Origin of the sequence: Arenibacter echinorum (assembly GCF_003259375.1) — a bacterium.
GTDB classification, from domain to species: Bacteria; Bacteroidota; Bacteroidia; order Flavobacteriales; family Flavobacteriaceae; genus Arenibacter; species Arenibacter echinorum.
On sequence record NZ_QLLN01000010.1, the window covers coordinates 80,092 to 96,377 of the forward strand.

Sequence of the window (16,286 nt, forward strand, 5' to 3'; positions counted from 1 at the left end):
TTAATTGCTACTCTCTGCCAATGGGTTCTTTGATTTCTATGTTAAACGAAAAAAAGGCTTGTCGTGATGACAAGCCTTTTATATAGTTATACTACAATGATGCTTTGCTCACGATGTTTTTCGTAAGTTGCTCCACCACCAAGTATTTGATACCATGTTCTTCATTGAAGGCCAAATATAAGAAGGAATTTCAAATTTACAAACCTGTGTTACGTAAAAAATAAAAAACCCCACAATTGTGAGGTTTTGAACAGAGTTATTTGGATACGTTTAGAATACTAGATCTACTACTAGATCAAATTCGTCATAAATGGTTTTGTCCCCTAAATTGTCGAAGAAACTACCTGATCCAAACCTAACGTCATATAAAGATCGGTCTACCTTCATAGTAGCCGTAGCCTTGTTTCCATAGATAGAGATGTCAAAAGTTATTGGGTTGGATTTTCCCTTTACAGTAAGATTTCCAGTTACTTCGTAGGAATTTTTCCCTGTGGCTTTTACGCTGGTGAAAATCAATTTGGAGGTAGGATTTGACTCAACTCCGAAAAAGTCGTCAGATTTTAAGTGTCTTTCCAATTTGCCTTTGGATTCACCTTCCAAGTCGTTTGAAACCAAAGTAGGCATATCTACCACAAATTCTCCTCCAGTTAGTTTATCGCCGTCAAAAATTAAAGAGCCTTCTTTTATGGCTATTGTTCCATGATGGGACCCTGTAACTTTGTATCCTTTCCAAGTAATTGTACTTTCTGTTGTTTTAACTTGTTTTACTTCGTTGTCCACTGGAGTGGATGCCATGGCGGTTAAACCTGTAAATACGGCCAATACTAAACTTAATGCTCTTTTTTTCATAATTTCAATTTTAAGATAATGTTTGTTAATGTTCCTGTTTATATATATGTAATTAAATTCTCTTTGGTTTTACGTACTTTTTTATAATGTTGTGTTTTATCTTCCTCAGACCTATAACCTATTGCTACAAGTACGGCAGCGTTAAGTCCTTTTTTGGATAGTCCAAGCATTTCGTTGAATTGGGCACTATCAAAACCTTCCATGGGACAGGTATCTATTTTTAAATCGGCAGCTGCGGACAGTAAATTGCCCAATGCTATATAGGTTTGTCTAGCAGTCCAAGTAGCCTTGGCCGATTCGGATAGCGGCATTAATTTGGACTTCATAAAATCTGAGTATCCTTCAAGATCATTGGAAGGAATACCACGTGTTTCACTTACATTGTCTAAATAATTATCTACCAATTCCTCCCCGAAAGTGGACTGGTTGGCCAAAACTATTAAGTGGGAGGCTTCTGTTATTTGGGATTGTCCCCAGGCTGCTGGTTGTAATTTACTTCTCAATACAGCATCTTCTACAACCAATATTTCATAAGGTTGCAATCCGTAGGAGGATGCACTCAAGGAGGTAGCTTCCAATAAATTTTCTAGATCTTTTTGGGACACTTTTTTGGAAGCGTCAAACTTTTTGGTGGCATAGCGCCAATTTAAATTTTCTATATAAGAATTCATGTTTTGAATTTAATAATTATTTATACCTGTTTATATTGCTTTTAAAATTTATCCAGTAATTCATTTAAGGACGATAAATCGTCGGTAGAAAAATTTTCCAACAATTTTACCTCGGATTCTTTCATGGCCAGATCCATTAGGGACAAGGCGCTTTCTCCTGCAAGAGTTATATTTATTTCAACTTTCCTGCGGTTACTTGGGCAGACCATTCGTTCTACATAGCCCTTAAGGATCAATTTGTCTACCAACCTAGTAGTATTGCTCATCTTTGTGACCATTCTTTCGTTTAAGGTAGAGAGATTGGCGGGTTTTCCTTTTTGACCCCTTAGAATCCTTAGTACATTAAACTGCTGCAATGATACCCCATGCGGTTTTAGTGCCGCTGTCATTATCTCGTTGATCTTTGTTTCAACAAGGCTTAAGTGTATAATGGTCCTACTTGCTATAGGGATTTGCTTGTCTGTTTTAATAATTTTTTCTACATTCATGTTGTTACAACAATTGTATATACAAATGTATGGATTTAATTAGGTTCTCCAACATGGTTGGTGATAAAAATTTGTTAAATTGTAATATGCATATTTAAATGAGTAAAATAGGGTTGCTTTATTTTTGGCAAAGTGCTTCCTTATATATTTGTGCTTTAAATGTTGGATGATTTTTTTTAAAAACATTATTTTTGAAGATTAAAGAATAACACAAATGGCAGATTTATCACAAGAGGAGTGGAGTGAACAATTTGAAAACGACGAGAACGCTTTCTTGTTGGATGTTAGGACTCCAGAAGAGGTTGAGGAGGGGTATATCCCAAACGCGACCAATATAGATATTTATTTAGGGCAAGAGTTTGTTACCGAACTGGAAAAGTTGGATAAAACCAAAAACTACTACGTCTATTGTAGGTCTGGCCAACGCAGTGGTCAGGCATGTGCCATAATGAACAAGTTAGGCTTTGAAAATGCTTACAATTTGCTGGGCGGGTTTATGAACTGGGAAGGAGAAGTAGCCGAATAAAATATTTGGGGTCAGGCCTTGTCATAATTAAGGTATCTATGGCTTCTTGGCAGAACGTAACTTACTTTCATCTAACCTTGTGGAGTATCGGTTTTTTCTTAACATTGGATTATGCGGGAAGATCTTTTGCATTTTATTTGGAAGTATAAAAAACTTCAATTGGAGAATTTGAAAAGCTCCAAACATGAAGCTGTTCAAATATTGGATGTAGGATTACATAATCTTTTGTCCGGACCCGACTTCTTTAATGCCAAGATTCAAATAGATGAACAGTTGTGGGCAGGTACGGTGGAGATGCATATTAAATCTTCCGATTGGTACGCCCACAATCACGAAATAGATCCCAATTACGAAAATGTAATACTTCATGTGGTTTGGGAGGACGATTGTGACGTCTTCAGGAGCGATAATACGGTTATTCCCACTTTGGTACTTAGGGACTATATTTCATCCAGTCTTTTACAGGAGTATCAAAAATTGTTCTACCACAAAGAGCGCTCATTTATAAATTGTGAAAATGAGATTGCCGACACTTCTAATTTTGTTTTACAGAATTGGTTGGAGGTTCTCTATTTTGAGCGTTTGGAGAGGAAAACCGATTTGGTGGCCCAACTGTTAAAAGCTTCCAACAATGATTGGGAGCGCGTGTTTTTTGTGTTACTTTCCAAAAATTTTGGACTTAAAATAAATGGCGAGCCCTTTTTTGAAATTGCCAATCGGCTTCCTTTCCCAGTGGTGCGCAAAATACAGGGCAATTCACTTCAAATGGAAAGTTTGCTCTACGGCTTTGCCGGATTCTTGGATGATAATAACATCGGCGATAATTATTATGATAGCTTAAAAAAGGAATTTGCTTTTCTAAAGGCCAAGTTCCATTTCTTGGAACCACCACATCAAAAACCGGAATTCTTTAAACTGCGCCCATCTAATTTCCCCACCATCAGACTTTCCCAATTAGCCAATTTGTATGTGTTGCACCAAAACCTATTTAGTAGGGTTATCAATGCCAAAAGTGTTGAGGAACTTTATTTGGTTTTTAAAGTATCTGCCAGTGAATATTGGAACAACCATTATACTTTTGGAAAAGTCTCCAAAAATCACATCAAGATACTTACCAGGAACTTTGTGGATCTATTAATTGTCAATACCGTTCTTCCTATAAAATTGAGCTATGCAAAACATATGGGAAGGGATGTGCCAGACGAGATAATAAATATTATTTCGGGTATAACATCAGAAAGCAATACGGTTATTTCTAAGTTTAAGTCACTTAAATTGCAATTTCCTTCAGCCAAAGAAAGTCAGGCCGTAATACAGTTGTACAATGAATACTGTACAAAAAATAAATGTTTGCAATGTGCTGTGGGCCATCAATTATTGAATAGAAAACCCTAATTTTAAGGCATGAACATTTTCTATACGGTACTTTATTACTTTCAGAAAAGAGGATTTGAGGTTTGTAGACGAATAGCCGAGCGTTTGGGTATACGTACCAGAGTAGTTCGTACATCCTTTATATATCTTACTTTCGTTACCTTGGGCTTTGGGTTTGCCCTTTATTTGTTTATGGCCTTTTGGCTAAGGATAAAGGATTTGCTTTATACAAAAAGAACCTCTGTTTTTGATCTTTAAGTATGATTAGACTTTTTCGCTCCCGAATGTATTTGGCAATGGCTTTATTGATCATGGTCTTGTTGTTCGGAGTATTTGGTTATAGGTTCTTATCAGACTATACTTGGATAGATGCCTTTTATATGACCATTATTACGGTTACCACCGTTGGTTTTTCTGAGGTACGTCCGTTGGATGCCGAGGCAAAAATATTTACAGTCGTTTTAATTGTTACAAGTGTATTTATATTTGCGTTCGCAATTTCGGTAATAACCGAATATATCCTAAGTCGAAATGCGCTTCAACTTCTAAAGAAAAAAAAGGTGAAAAACAAAATCAATAGTTTGAGCAATCACGTAATTATTTGCGGTTTTGGCAGAAATGGAAATCAGGCTGCGGAAAGATTAAAGGCTTATAACCGGTCATTTGTGGTTATTGAAAAAAATAAGGAAGTCATAGAGAAATTTGAAGATGAGATCCTTTTTGTTGAAGGGGACGCCAATGAAGATGATACTCTGATAGACGCCGGAATAGATAGAGCACAATACCTTATTACCGCTATGCCCGATGATGCTGCCAACCTATTTGTGGTGCTGTCTGCCAGACAATTGAACAAAAACCTGTTTATTATCAGTAGGGCCTCCCAAACAACTTCCCAAAAGAAGTTAAGACTAGCGGGGGCGGACAAGGTAATTATGCCCGATAAGATAGGAGGGGATCACATGGCGTCTTTGGTGGTCATACCAGACCTTATAACCTTTATGGACAAACTTTCAACCGAAGGAGAGAATACTACCAATTTGGAAGAGGTAACCATAGAAAGTTTTATGACAAAGGTAGACAATCATTCCTTGCGCGATCTGGATTTGAGAAGGAAGACAGGCTGCACTATAATTGGATATATTGAGCCAAATGGCAATTATATAATTAATCCCGAGGCCGATTTAAAATTACAACCGCAGGGAAAGGTAATAGTATTGGGAAGACCAGAGCAAATAAAAAAATTAAATGAGATGTTCCATATAGATTGAGTATATAAACAATTATATTTGATTCCAAGCATTATTTTTAGGATATTGCCGGGATATTAGAAGCTAAACCAACAAAATTAAACTTTTCAAGCTACTTATGAAGAATTATATATCTTCCATTTTTTTACTGTTTTCGTTTGTAATATTTTCCCAAGAACTTGTTGTAAAGGGGTCTGTTTACAATCCTTCGAACAACATCAATGATGGTGTTGTAAAGTTAGAGGTTGACGGAGGTACACCACCCTATCAGTATAAATGGAGTAATCAAAATACCCCATTGACCGCCAATCAAGCCACTAATCTTGTGGAAGGCCTACCCTATACAGTTACTATTACCGATGCAAAAGGGTTGCAGGTTACCAAGGAGTACAAAGTACCATCCGAGGCAATTACCGAATTTTTTAATGGAGTTATGACACCTGCCGTAAGTGCTTTGGGATCTGTTCTTTTTTGGGATCCTTTTGCGGCCATTGGTATTTATGATCCCGTGGTTTATGCGGATGTGAAACGTATTGGAATTCCAGGCTGGTCTCCCGAAACAAAGGATAAGTTTATTTTAAAGGAGTGGTTGAAGCCTGAAGGACAAAAAGTAAAAAAAGGGGATGATATTGCAATTATTTCTAAAAGTAATGGTAACACCGAAACAATAACATCGCCTGTCAACGGCCATTTAAAATATTTAGCCAAGGAAGGTGGGGTAATATATAATTCAGAGAACTCGGAGCACGTAATAGAGCAAGGAGCCCATTTTTTGGCAGAGGTTAAATATGATGAGCCGGTTATTATAACCCATCCCAATGGAGATCCTCAGCAAAAAGCAATACCATTTATTGTTATTTGGTTGGTAATCGGAGCTGTTTTCTTTACGTTGAGAATGGGCTTTATCAATTTTAGGGGATTTAGACATTCCATTGATTTGGCGAAAGGTAAATATGACGATCCGGATGCCCCAGGACAAGTTACCCATTTTCAAGCCTTGGCAACAGCCGTTTCCGGTACAGTTGGACTTGGAAATATTGCAGGGGTAGGGGTGGCCGTTTCCTTGGGAGGTGCGGGTGCAACGTTTTGGATGATTGTTTGTGGTTTATTGGGAATGTCTTCCAAATTTGTTGAGTGTACATTAGGGGTCAAATACCGTAATATACTTCCTGATGGCCGTGTTTTTGGGGGTCCGATGAACTATCTGCGTTATGGTCTGGAGAAAAGGAATTTAAAAGGTTTGGGAAAGGTGCTTGCCAGTCTATTTGCCGTTTTAGCTGTGGGGGCTTCTTTTGGAGGTGGAAATATGTTTCAGGCCAATCAATCTTTTGAACAGCTTTCCGGGCAGTTCCCGGCCTTACAGGGCAATGGATTTTGGTTTGGAATAATTACGGCAATTCTCGTTGGTGTGGTAATAATTGGTGGAATCAATAGTATAGCCAATGTAACCGGGAGGGTAGTACCTATTATGGCTTCTATTTATATTCTGGCGGCCTTAACGGTAATCATCATGAATATTGAAAATATTGGCCCTGCATTTGCTGCCATAGTGGATGGGGCTTTTAGCCCAAGTGCACTTAAAGGCGGTGTTATAGGAGTTTTGATCGTTGGTTTTCAGAGGGCGGCGTTCTCCAATGAAGCCGGAGTTGGTTCTGCTGCGATAGCACATAGTACGGCGAAGACAAATCATCCGCCTTCTGAAGGTTTTGTAGCCCTCATGGAGCCATTTATAGATACGGTCGTGGTATGTACTTTGACCGCCTTGGTTTTAATATTTACAGGAATGCACGAAGTAGAGGGAATGGCAGGAGCCCAATTAACATCGGATGCCTTTGGAAGTGTGCTTTCATGGTTTCCATATGTTTTGGCCTTGGCAGTGTTCCTGTTCGCATTTTCAACCATGATTTCCTGGTCATACTATGGGATGAGGGCTTGGACCTATCTTTTTGGGAAAAGTAAAAAAGTCGAATTTGTATATAAGATGTTGTTCCTAGTTTTTGTGGTAGTAGGTGCATCGGTGAGTTTGGGAGCGGTTTTGGATTTTTCGGATATGATGATTTTGGCCATGTCCTTCCCCAATATTATTGGACTTTATCTAATGTCCGGTGAGGTGAAAAGAGATCTAGATGACTATTTGGTAAAACTTAAGGCCAATTTGCTTTACAAAAAAAAGGGAAAGGCATAATTAAAGAATAGGACAATAAATATAAATCCCACCTAATTTCCTTATATGGAATTAGGTGGGATTTTCTTTTGGATAAAACTAAGAGAGTACGGTCTTATTTTGTATTATTTCCTATATATAAACTAAAGAGGAATAGTTTGGCTATAGTTAGACTACTGATGTTGGGCCTAACATTTAAGTTTATTACATTTTTACTATATTTAGATTAAAACTAACCTAGATTTGGGAAGAGTTACATTTGGAATTTAGCCGCTTTTAAAGCGATGCTTTTGGTGTAGGGAATTAATCTTCCATGGAGCATTATATGAATAATGGAAAAGTGCATTAAGACATAAAGTTTGAGCCGTGAACAGAAAATCGTTTAAATCCCACTTTAAGTTCAATAAACAGGAGCGAAGTGGGATTTTCTTTTTATTGTTTCTAATCGTTATTTTCCAGACGGTATATTTTGTTGTTAAATCCTATCCTATATCGGAAAAGGCCAATTCCCTAACGGTCGATAAGGAATACCAAGCCAAAATTGATGAACTAAGAAGTCGTAACCAAAAGAAGGATTCGATATCGGTCTATCCATTTAATCCCAATTTTATAACAGATTACAAAGGTTATATTTTGGGGATGTCGACAGAGGAAATAGAACGTTTGCATGTCTTCCGGGCTAAGAACCAATTTGTTAATTCCGCCAAGGAATTTCAAAAGGTAACATTGATATCGGATTCCCTGTTGGAAAGTTTGCAATCATATTTTAAGTTTCCCGAATGGACCCGTAGAGGAAGTATTGAGTCGGCATATGGTGGGTCACGTACTTTTAATAGCGTGGAATCCAAATCGGTTCCGGATACCTTTAAAAGTGTCAAGATCAAGGATATTAATAGAGTTACTGCAGAAGAATTAAGGTCTGTTAATGGAATAGGGGAGAAGCTGTCCCAGCGCATTGTAAAATTCAGGGACCTCTTGGGAGGTTTTTTGTCTGAAGAGCAACTAGGCCACGTTTATGGTCTTGATCCTGAGGTTGTTGCAAGAGTTCTCAAAGACTATAGGATCTTGGAAAGCCCGGATATATCAAAAATAAACATTAACCAAGCATCTCCGTGGGATATTTCAAAACTGGTTTACATAAAATATGAAGTGGCAGCACGTATTGTAGCTCTCAGGGAAGCGAACGGTGGTATAGCTTCATTTGATGAATTAATAGAAATCGAAGATTTCCCTTCGGAAAAATTAGATATAATTAAGTTATATTTGCAATTATAAAAAAAATTGCTAATAATGGTTATCGATACCCCTTCTACAATGAGTTTTGATTACTCTGAAACTCAACAAATGGTGGCTGCCTCTGCCAAGGAGTTTGCTGAACAATATATTAGGCCCTATGTAATGGAATGGGATGAGGCCCAGACCTTTCCTGTTGAGGTTTTTAAGAAAGCTGGGGAAATGGGTTTTATGGGGGTTTTGGTTCCTGTAGAATTGGGTGGTTCCGGCCTGGGATATCATGAATATGTGGCTATAATTGAAGAGATTTCCAAGGTAGATCCTTCCATCGGATTATCGGTGGCAGCACATAATTCATTGTGCACCAATCACATCCTTAGTTTTGGGAATGAGGTGCAAAAGAAAAAATGGCTTCCAAAATTGGCTACCGCCGAATGGATCGGAGCTTGGGGCCTTACGGAGCACAATACCGGGTCCGATGCTGGAGGTATGAGTACCACAGCGGTCAAGGAGGGTAACTCCTGGGTTTTGAATGGAGCCAAGAATTTTATTACCCATGGTAAGAGTGGGGACATTGCCGTGGTGGTGGTAAGAACAGGGGAGAAAGGGGATAGTCATGGTATGACTGCCTTTGTAGTGGAAAAGGGAACACCAGGCTTTAGCAGTGGAAAGAAAGAAAACAAACTAGGAATGAGGGCCAGTGAAACGGCAGAATTGGTATTTGATAATTGTAAAATTCCGGACTCAAATAGATTAGGGGGAGTAGGGGAAGGATTTGTGCAGTCCATGAAGATTTTGGACGGTGGAAGAATATCCATAGGAGCGTTGTCCTTGGGAATTTCCAAAGGGGCTTATGAAGCTGCCTTAAAATATTCAAAGGAAAGGGTGCAGTTTGGAAAGCCGATTAGCCATTTTCAAGGTATTTCCTTTAAACTTGCGGACATGGCTACCGAAATTGAGGCTTCGGAATTGCTTTTACACAAGGCGGCTTTCCTTAAAAATGAAGGGCGAAATGTTACCAAATTGGGGGCTATGGCCAAAATGTATGCTTCGGAAGTATGTGTAAAAGTAGCCAATGAGGCAGTGCAGATACACGGCGGATATGGGTTTACCAAGGATTTTCCAGTAGAAAAATTCTATAGGGACTCCAAGTTGTGTACTATTGGGGAAGGTACTACCGAGATACAGAAAGTGGTCATTGCCAGAAAAATTTTAAAATAATTATTTGTAATTCATTTTTAAGGTATATATTTGCAGCCTTAATCACAAAAGAGAGGAGGTTATTGCCCATGTTAATAATACCAATAAAAGAAGGAGAAAACATCGATAGAGCTTTAAAGCGTTTCAAGCGTAAGTTCGACAAGACAGGTACAATGCGACAGTTGAGAAAACGTCAGCAGTTTACAAAGCCATCTGTAGAGAACAGAGCGAAGATTCAGAAAGCTCAATATATTCAAGGTCTAAGGGATAAGGAGGAAATCTAGATCCACTTGAATTAATAATAGTCTAAAAAGTTCCACTTATTGTGGGACTTTTTTTTTGTATCCTACTCTTATCGGGGGTTATCTTTTGTAACTTTGGGATATGTCCATAGAATCATTTATCGCATATTTATCGTTGGAAAAGAACTATTCTCCTCATACCACAAAAGCATATCAGAACGATATAGTTGAATTTAAAAATTTTTGTGGGCAGGAGTATAACCTTGAGGATATTGCCCAGGTAACTTATAACCTGATTAGGAGTTGGATAGTTTCCCTAGTGGAATCAGGAGTCTCCAACAGGTCCGTGAATCGTAAAATTGCATCCTTAAAGGCTTATTATAAGTTTCTTTTGGGAGTTGGAATTCTGACCATTAACCCCTTGTCAAAACATAAAGCGCTCAAAACTTCAAAGAAAATAGAGATACCATTTTCCGAAATGGAGATGGAGGATGTTCTTTCCCAGATTCCTTTCGAGAAAAATTTTGAAGGTAAGCGCGACAAGTTAATTATCGAATTGCTTTATACCACCGGCATAAGACGTGCGGAACTGATTGGCCTAAAGGTTAAGGATGTGGATTTTCAGGCTATGACAATAAAGGTGTTGGGGAAGCGCAATAAGGAAAGGATTATTCCTCTTTTGGAGGCTACCAAGGAATTGTTTTTGGAATATAATCTTGAACGGAGTGCCTTAAAAGTAATAGAGGATGACGCATATATTTTTCTCTCGGGTAAAGGCAATAAAATGTACGAAACGCTTGTTTATAGAATTATAAATAAGTATTTTAGTTTAGTGTCGTCCAAGGTAAAAAAGAGTCCGCATATTTTAAGACATACCTTTGCCACGCATTTGCTGAATAAGGGTGCTGATTTAAATTCTGTAAAGGAATTATTGGGGCATTCCAGTTTGGCATCAACCCAGGTTTATACCCATAATAGTATTGCGGAATTGAAGAAGGTACATTTCTCCGCTCATCCCAGAAGTAAGAAATAGTACGGTCTTAATCTATTTTAATGTTTAACTCTTTTAAAACTTCATTCTATGAAAGTAAATGCACAATCGGTGAATTTCACTGCAGACGGAAAGCTTATTGACTTTATTCAGGCAAGATTGAATAAAATGGAACTGTTTTATGACAAGGTAATTAGTTCTGATGTATATCTTAAGGTTGAAAATACAAGTGCCAAGGAGAATAAAATTGTGGAAATCAAGGTGTTGGTTCCTAAAGATAAGTTTGTGGTAAAAAAACAATGTAAGTCCTTTGAAGAGGCTGTGGACACAGCATGTAGTTCCTTGGAAAGGAAGTTGGTTAAGCGAAAAGAAAAAATAAGATTAAATGCGTAAAAAAATTATCAAAAAATGTTTTGATTAAATAAATAAATATCTACATTTGCAGTCCGTTAGAAATAGCGGACTTTTTTTTGAAGAAAAAAGTAACAAAAGCCGATGTAGCTCAGCTGGCTAGAGCAGCTGATTTGTAATCAGCAGGTCGTGGGTTCGAGTCCCTCTATCGGCTCAAAAAAACAGAAATAGTGTTATTTTTGTTTGAAATTTTGAAAGAGGGTTGAAAAGCGTCCGGGGCGAGAAGTTTATCCCGAGCGTAGTCGAGGGGAGTCCCTCTATCGGCTCAAAAAAAGGAAAATTTATATTTTCTTAGGTTCTTTAAAATATGGTTTGGGGAGATACTCAAGCGGCCAACGAGGGCAGACTGTAAATCTGCTGACTACGTCTTCGCAGGTTCGAATCCTGCTCTCCCCACAAAAGGCTTTAATTGGTCTTTGTATGAAAATACAGAAAGTTTTTTTTGAAATGATGAAATTAATTTTTAGGTTTGCCTAAAAATTATAAAAGCGGGAGTAGCTCAGTTGGTAGAGCGTCAGCCTTCCAAGCTGAATGTCGCCGGTTCGAACCCGGTCTCCCGCTCTAAATTTTAAAAGCAAAAGCTCCTTTGATGGGGCTTTGCGCAATTAAAATTAAATGGACAAGATTTTGTTATTCTGTCCTGAGCGACGCCGAGGGTAAACTTCGTCAACGCTCTTAAACTTTGGGTATAGGGTTATAGTTTTAGATTGGGCCTGGCCCAATGGTTAAAATTAAAGATGCCGGTGTAGCTCAGGGGTAGAGCGTTTCCTTGGTAAGGAAGAGGTCATGAGTTCAAATCTCATCATTGGCTCAATTAAGGCATTATTTGTACACTAATATAAACTAAGAATTAAAATTAACAAACATGGCAAAGGCAACATTTGATCGTTCCAAACCGCATTTAAATATAGGTACTATTGGACACGTCGATCACGGTAAAACTACATTGACTGCTGCGATTACTACGGTATTGGCAAACGCAGGACTTTCTGAAATGAGAAGTTTCGATTCTATCGATAACGCTCCTGAGGAAAAGGAAAGAGGTATTACAATTAATACTTCACACGTAGAATATTCTACCGCGAACCGTCACTATGCTCACGTGGATTGTCCAGGTCACGCGGATTACGTAAAGAACATGGTTACTGGTGCTGCCCAAATGGACGGTGCCATATTGGTTGTTGCTGCTACTGATGGTCCTATGCCACAAACTCGCGAGCACATCCTTTTAGGTCGTCAGGTTGGTATTCCAAGAATCGTTGTTTTCTTGAACAAAGTTGACATGGTTGATGATGAGGAGCTTTTGGAATTGGTTGAAATGGAGGTAAGGGAATTACTTTCTTTCTACGAGTATGATGGTGACAATGGTCCTGTTATTTCTGGATCGGCTTTAGGTGCACTTAACGGTGAGCAAAAATGGGTTGATACAGTAATGGAATTGATGGAAGCTGTTGATAGCTGGATCGAATTGCCAACAAGGGATGTTGATAAGCCTTTCTTAATGCCTGTTGAAGATGTATTTACTATTACAGGTCGTGGAACTGTTGCTACAGGTCGTATCGAGACTGGAGTTGCAAATACAGGAGATCCTGTTGAGATCATCGGTATGGGTGCTGAGAAATTAAACTCTACCATTACTGGGGTTGAGATGTTTCGTAAGATATTGGACAGAGGTGAAGCTGGAGATAACGTTGGTATCCTTTTGAGAGGTATTGAAAAATCTCAAATAAAAAGAGGAATGGTAATCTGTAAGCCAGGTTCTGTTAAGCCACACGCTAAATTTGAAGCTGAGGTTTATATCCTTAAAAAAGAAGAAGGTGGACGTCACACTCCATTCCATAATAACTACCGTCCTCAGTTCTATGTAAGAACTACAGATGTTACCGGTACTATCAATCTTCCAAGTGGAGTTGAGATGGTTATGCCTGGAGATAACCTTACTATTATTGTTGACTTGTTGTCTCCAATTGCACTTAGCGAAGGTTTGCGTTTTGCTATCCGTGAAGGTGGTAGAACAGTTGGTGCAGGTCAGGTTACCAAGATATTAGATTAATATTTTAGTATAGTATTGTTTACATTGAGGGTGTCTTGCTAAAGCGGGATACCTTTCAATGTAAATATAAACGGGTGAAGCTCATCCCGATGGTTATCGGGAGGTAGAGCAACAAATACGGGTGTAGCTCAGTTGGTAGAGCACTGGTCTCCAAAACCAGGTGTCGGGAGTTCGAGCCTCTCCGCCCGTGCAAAACACAATGGGTTCTTTTCTGATTGGGATGATGTCGTCAGTATTTTTTTTAAGGCCTTGTTTTATAGTTAAGAAAATAAATATTTCGCAGCATGATTACATATATAAAAGAATCTATAGACGAACTTAGGAATAACGTTACTTTACCAACAAGGGCGGAGTCTTCCAACTTGATGGTGATCGTGGCGGTGTTTTCTATAATTTTTGCGCTTGCGACTTGGGGTGTTGATAGTTTGTTTAGTGAATTGATACAACTGTATTTCAATAACATAATCAATTAAGAAGCACTGTATGTCAGAAGTATTGGATAAGAAATGGTATGTTGTAAGAGCTGTAAGTGGTCAGGAAAACAAAATTAAGGGCTATATAGAGACGGAAGTTGCTAGGCTAGGTTTTGAAGACTATTTGGAAGAAGTTCTTGTTCCTACTGAAAAAGTGGTGCAAATAAGGAACGGAAAAAAGATAAACAAGGAACGTGTTTATTTTCCAGGTTATATTATGATCAAAGCCAACCTTGGAGGAGAAATGATTCATATTATCCGTTCTATTACCAATGTTATTGGATTTCTGGGTGAGACCAAAGGTGGGGATCCTGTTCCTTTGAGAAAATCCGAAGTTAATAGAATGCTAGGAAAAGTGGATGAATTGGCTGTTAAGACCGATAGTGTGGCCATACCATTTGTGTTTGGTGAAACTGTAAAGGTGATCGATGGTCCTTTCAATGGTTTTAACGGAACCGTAGAAAAAATTAATGAAGAAAAGCGTAAGCTGGAAGTAATGGTGAAAATTTTTGGAAGAAAAACACCATTGGAACTCAGCTATATGCAAGTAGAAAAAGTTTAATAAGAACTGTTACATAGATAAAAGAAGTGTTGCTTCCAAATTAACACTCTTTAAATTTAATTTTAAACAATGGCAAAAGAAGTAAGTAAAGTAGTTAAACTACAAGTTAGGGGAGGTGCAGCGAATCCATCGCCACCGGTTGGACCCGCTTTAGGTGCTGCCGGGGTCAACATAATGGAGTTCTGTAAGCAATTCAATGCTCGTACGCAGGACAAGCCAGGCAAAGTATTGCCAGTTGCGATCACGGTTTATAAAGACAAGTCGTTCGACTTCGTTGTAAAGACACCGCCGGCGGCAGTTCAATTAATGGAAGCGGCTAAGATTAAAAAAGGATCTGGCGAGCCTAACAGAAACAAGGTTGCAAGTGTATCTTGGGACCAGATCAAGTTGATCGCTGAAGACAAAATGGTAGATCTTAATGCCTTTACGGTAGAATCTGCAATGAGTATGGTTGCAGGTACAGCAAGATCTATGGGTTTAAAAGTCGCAGGCAATAGACCTTTTTAAAATCTTAAAAGCAATTTAGAATGGCAAAATTAACAAAGAAGCAAAAAGAAGCCCACAGCAAAATAGATAAGAACAAACTCTATTCTGTTGAAGAGGCATCTGCTTTAGTAAAAGAAATAACCAATACGAAATTCGATGCATCTGTTGAATTGGCGGTACGTTTGGGCGTTGATCCAAGAAAAGCCAATCAAATGGTTCGTGGTGTTGTTACACTTCCCCACGGTACCGGTAAAGATGTTAAGGTTTTGGCTTTGGTAACACCGGACAAAGAAGCAGAGGCTAAAGAAGCTGGTGCTGATTTCGTAGGATTGGACGAATATTTGGATAAAATTAAAAACGGTTGGACCGATGTTGATGTAATCATCACAATGCCAAGTGTTATGGGTAAGCTAGGTCCTTTAGGTAGGGTCTTGGGACCAAGAGGTCTTATGCCAAACCCAAAAACAGGTACGGTTACTATGGATGTTGCCAAAGCAGTAGCTGAGGTAAAAGCCGGTAAGATCGATTTTAAAGTGGATAAAACAGGAATTGTGCACGCTGCAATAGGGAAAGTTTCTTTCTCAGCTGATAAGATTGCGGATAATGCCAACGAACTGTTGGATACATTGGTAAAATTAAAGCCAACTGCAGCCAAGGGAATATATGTAAAAACTATATATATGTCCAGTACCATGAGTCCTAGTGTTGCATTGGATCCAAAAGCAGTTTAACTGGTAGTTAAAAATTTTTATTATGACAAGAGAAGAGAAATTAAATGTTATACAAGATTTAACTGCGCAGTTAGGGGATAGCTCCACTATATATTTAGCCGATATTTCCGGATTAAATGCTGAAACTACTTCAGCTTTAAGAAGGGCTTGTTACAAGGCTGATATAAAACTTGCTGTAGTTAAGAATACCTTGCTTGCAAAAGCAATGGAGGCTTCGGATAAGGATTTCGGTGAACTTCCATCAATATTAAAGGGGAATACCTCTTTGATGTTTTCGGAAACCGGAAATGCACCTGCAAAGCTGATCAAGACTTTTAGAAAAAAGTCTAACAAGCCTTTGTTAAAGGGAGCATATATTGCCGAGGCAATTTATGTTGGTGATGATCAATTGGATGCTCTAGAAAGCATTAAGTCTAAAGAAGAGATGGTTGGAGAAATTATTGGATTGTTACAATCCCCAGCCAAAAATGTTATTTCTGGACTTAAATCTGGCGGTGGTAAACTTGCTGGAATCCTTAAGACATTATCAGAAAGATAATACGTACGCACTAAAAACAATTATATTTTAAAATTTTATTAAACGAT

19 protein-coding genes and 5 tRNA genes are annotated in these 16,286 nt (G+C 38.4%); 21 read left to right on the forward strand and 3 right to left on the reverse strand.

Annotated elements, in window-relative coordinates; genetic code table 11:
* Positions 1–270 precede the first annotated feature (270 nt).
* Genes LV92_RS20320 through LV92_RS20330 form a run of 3 tightly spaced genes read right to left on the reverse strand, consistent with a single transcriptional unit; the run spans position 271 to position 2,008 of the window.
* Positions 271–849 carry a YceI family protein gene (locus LV92_RS20320; RefSeq protein WP_111625438.1) on the reverse strand — a complete coding sequence of 193 codons (579 nt, stop codon included), beginning with the start codon at positions 847–849 and terminating at the stop codon, positions 271–273.
* A 38-nt stretch (positions 850–887) separates the two neighbouring features.
* The gene (locus tag LV92_RS20325; protein WP_111625439.1) at positions 888–1,520 is read right to left on the reverse strand and encodes an NAD(P)H-dependent oxidoreductase; all 633 of its coding nucleotides are present in this window, start codon (positions 1,518–1,520) and stop codon (positions 888–890) included.
* A 41-nt stretch (positions 1,521–1,561) separates the two neighbouring features.
* Positions 1,562–2,008, reverse strand: a complete 447-nt coding sequence (locus tag LV92_RS20330) for a MarR family winged helix-turn-helix transcriptional regulator (protein WP_111625440.1) — start codon at positions 2,006–2,008, stop codon at positions 1,562–1,564.
* Positions 2,009–2,222: 214 nt separating this feature from the next.
* Between LV92_RS20330 and LV92_RS20335 the strand changes: the two genes are divergently transcribed.
* The 21 genes from LV92_RS20335 (at position 2,223) to rplJ (ending at position 16,239) form a co-directional block, all read left to right on the forward strand.
* Positions 2,223–2,534: a rhodanese-like domain-containing protein gene (locus tag LV92_RS20335; protein WP_111625441.1), complete on the forward strand. Its 312-nt coding sequence runs from the start codon at positions 2,223–2,225 to the stop codon at positions 2,532–2,534.
* Between the two features lie 111 nt (positions 2,535–2,645).
* On the forward strand, positions 2,646–3,929 hold the full coding sequence (locus LV92_RS20340; protein ID WP_111625442.1) for a DUF2851 family protein: 1,284 nt from the start codon (positions 2,646–2,648) through the stop codon (positions 3,927–3,929).
* Positions 3,930–3,938: 9 nt separating this feature from the next.
* The gene (locus LV92_RS20345) at positions 3,939–4,166 is read left to right on the forward strand and encodes a PspC domain-containing protein (protein WP_031444841.1); all 228 of its coding nucleotides are present in this window, start codon (positions 3,939–3,941) and stop codon (positions 4,164–4,166) included.
* Between the two features lie 2 nt (positions 4,167–4,168).
* Positions 4,169–5,176: a potassium channel family protein gene (locus LV92_RS20350; RefSeq protein ID WP_111625443.1), complete on the forward strand. Its 1,008-nt coding sequence runs from the start codon at positions 4,169–4,171 to the stop codon at positions 5,174–5,176.
* A gap of 97 nt (positions 5,177–5,273) precedes the next feature.
* Positions 5,274–7,340 carry an amino acid carrier protein gene (locus tag LV92_RS20355; RefSeq protein WP_111625444.1) on the forward strand — a complete coding sequence of 689 codons (2,067 nt, stop codon included), beginning with the start codon at positions 5,274–5,276 and terminating at the stop codon, positions 7,338–7,340.
* Between the two features lie 345 nt (positions 7,341–7,685).
* Positions 7,686–8,594: a ComEA family DNA-binding protein gene (locus LV92_RS20360; RefSeq protein WP_111625445.1), complete on the forward strand. Its 909-nt coding sequence runs from the start codon at positions 7,686–7,688 to the stop codon at positions 8,592–8,594.
* A 39-nt stretch (positions 8,595–8,633) separates the two neighbouring features.
* A complete protein-coding gene (locus LV92_RS20365; RefSeq protein WP_111625464.1) occupies positions 8,634–9,773 on the forward strand; it encodes an acyl-CoA dehydrogenase family protein in 1,140 nt (379 codons plus the stop codon).
* Between the two features lie 68 nt (positions 9,774–9,841).
* Positions 9,842–10,036 carry a 30S ribosomal protein S21 gene (gene rpsU / locus LV92_RS20370; RefSeq protein WP_031444836.1) on the forward strand — a complete coding sequence of 65 codons (195 nt, stop codon included), beginning with the start codon at positions 9,842–9,844 and terminating at the stop codon, positions 10,034–10,036.
* Between the two features lie 100 nt (positions 10,037–10,136).
* Positions 10,137–11,027, forward strand: coding sequence for a tyrosine-type recombinase/integrase (locus LV92_RS20375; RefSeq protein ID WP_111625446.1), 891 nt, complete (start codon positions 10,137–10,139; stop codon positions 11,025–11,027).
* Positions 11,028–11,075: 48 nt separating this feature from the next.
* The gene (hpf, locus tag LV92_RS20380; protein WP_031444834.1) at positions 11,076–11,378 is read left to right on the forward strand and encodes a ribosome hibernation-promoting factor, HPF/YfiA family; all 303 of its coding nucleotides are present in this window, start codon (positions 11,076–11,078) and stop codon (positions 11,376–11,378) included.
* A 98-nt stretch (positions 11,379–11,476) separates the two neighbouring features.
* Positions 11,477–11,550 (forward strand) — tRNA-Thr (locus LV92_RS20385).
* A gap of 160 nt (positions 11,551–11,710) precedes the next feature.
* Positions 11,711–11,792 (forward strand) — tRNA-Tyr (locus LV92_RS20390).
* 92 nt (positions 11,793–11,884) lie between these two features.
* Positions 11,885–11,957, forward strand: a tRNA-Gly gene (locus LV92_RS20395).
* Between the two features lie 178 nt (positions 11,958–12,135).
* Positions 12,136–12,207: transfer RNA gene (locus LV92_RS20400), tRNA-Thr, on the forward strand.
* Positions 12,208–12,261: 54 nt separating this feature from the next.
* Positions 12,262–13,449, forward strand: coding sequence for an elongation factor Tu (tuf, locus tag LV92_RS20405; RefSeq protein ID WP_031444833.1), 1,188 nt, complete (start codon positions 12,262–12,264; stop codon positions 13,447–13,449).
* 117 nt (positions 13,450–13,566) lie between these two features.
* A tRNA-Trp gene (locus tag LV92_RS20410) sits at positions 13,567–13,639 on the forward strand.
* Between the two features lie 94 nt (positions 13,640–13,733).
* Complete coding sequence (gene secE / locus LV92_RS20415; protein ID WP_111625447.1) at positions 13,734–13,922, forward strand: preprotein translocase subunit SecE; 189 nt, start codon at positions 13,734–13,736, stop codon at positions 13,920–13,922.
* A 10-nt stretch (positions 13,923–13,932) separates the two neighbouring features.
* Positions 13,933–14,484, forward strand: coding sequence for a transcription termination/antitermination protein NusG (nusG, locus tag LV92_RS20420; protein ID WP_031444831.1), 552 nt, complete (start codon positions 13,933–13,935; stop codon positions 14,482–14,484).
* A 69-nt stretch (positions 14,485–14,553) separates the two neighbouring features.
* Positions 14,554–14,991 carry a 50S ribosomal protein L11 gene (rplK, locus tag LV92_RS20425; protein ID WP_031444830.1) on the forward strand — a complete coding sequence of 146 codons (438 nt, stop codon included), beginning with the start codon at positions 14,554–14,556 and terminating at the stop codon, positions 14,989–14,991.
* A 20-nt stretch (positions 14,992–15,011) separates the two neighbouring features.
* Positions 15,012–15,701 carry a 50S ribosomal protein L1 gene (gene rplA / locus LV92_RS20430; RefSeq protein ID WP_111625448.1) on the forward strand — a complete coding sequence of 230 codons (690 nt, stop codon included), beginning with the start codon at positions 15,012–15,014 and terminating at the stop codon, positions 15,699–15,701.
* Between the two features lie 22 nt (positions 15,702–15,723).
* A complete protein-coding gene (rplJ, locus tag LV92_RS20435; RefSeq protein ID WP_111625449.1) occupies positions 15,724–16,239 on the forward strand; it encodes a 50S ribosomal protein L10 in 516 nt (171 codons plus the stop codon).
* Positions 16,240–16,286: the final 47 nt, after the last annotated feature.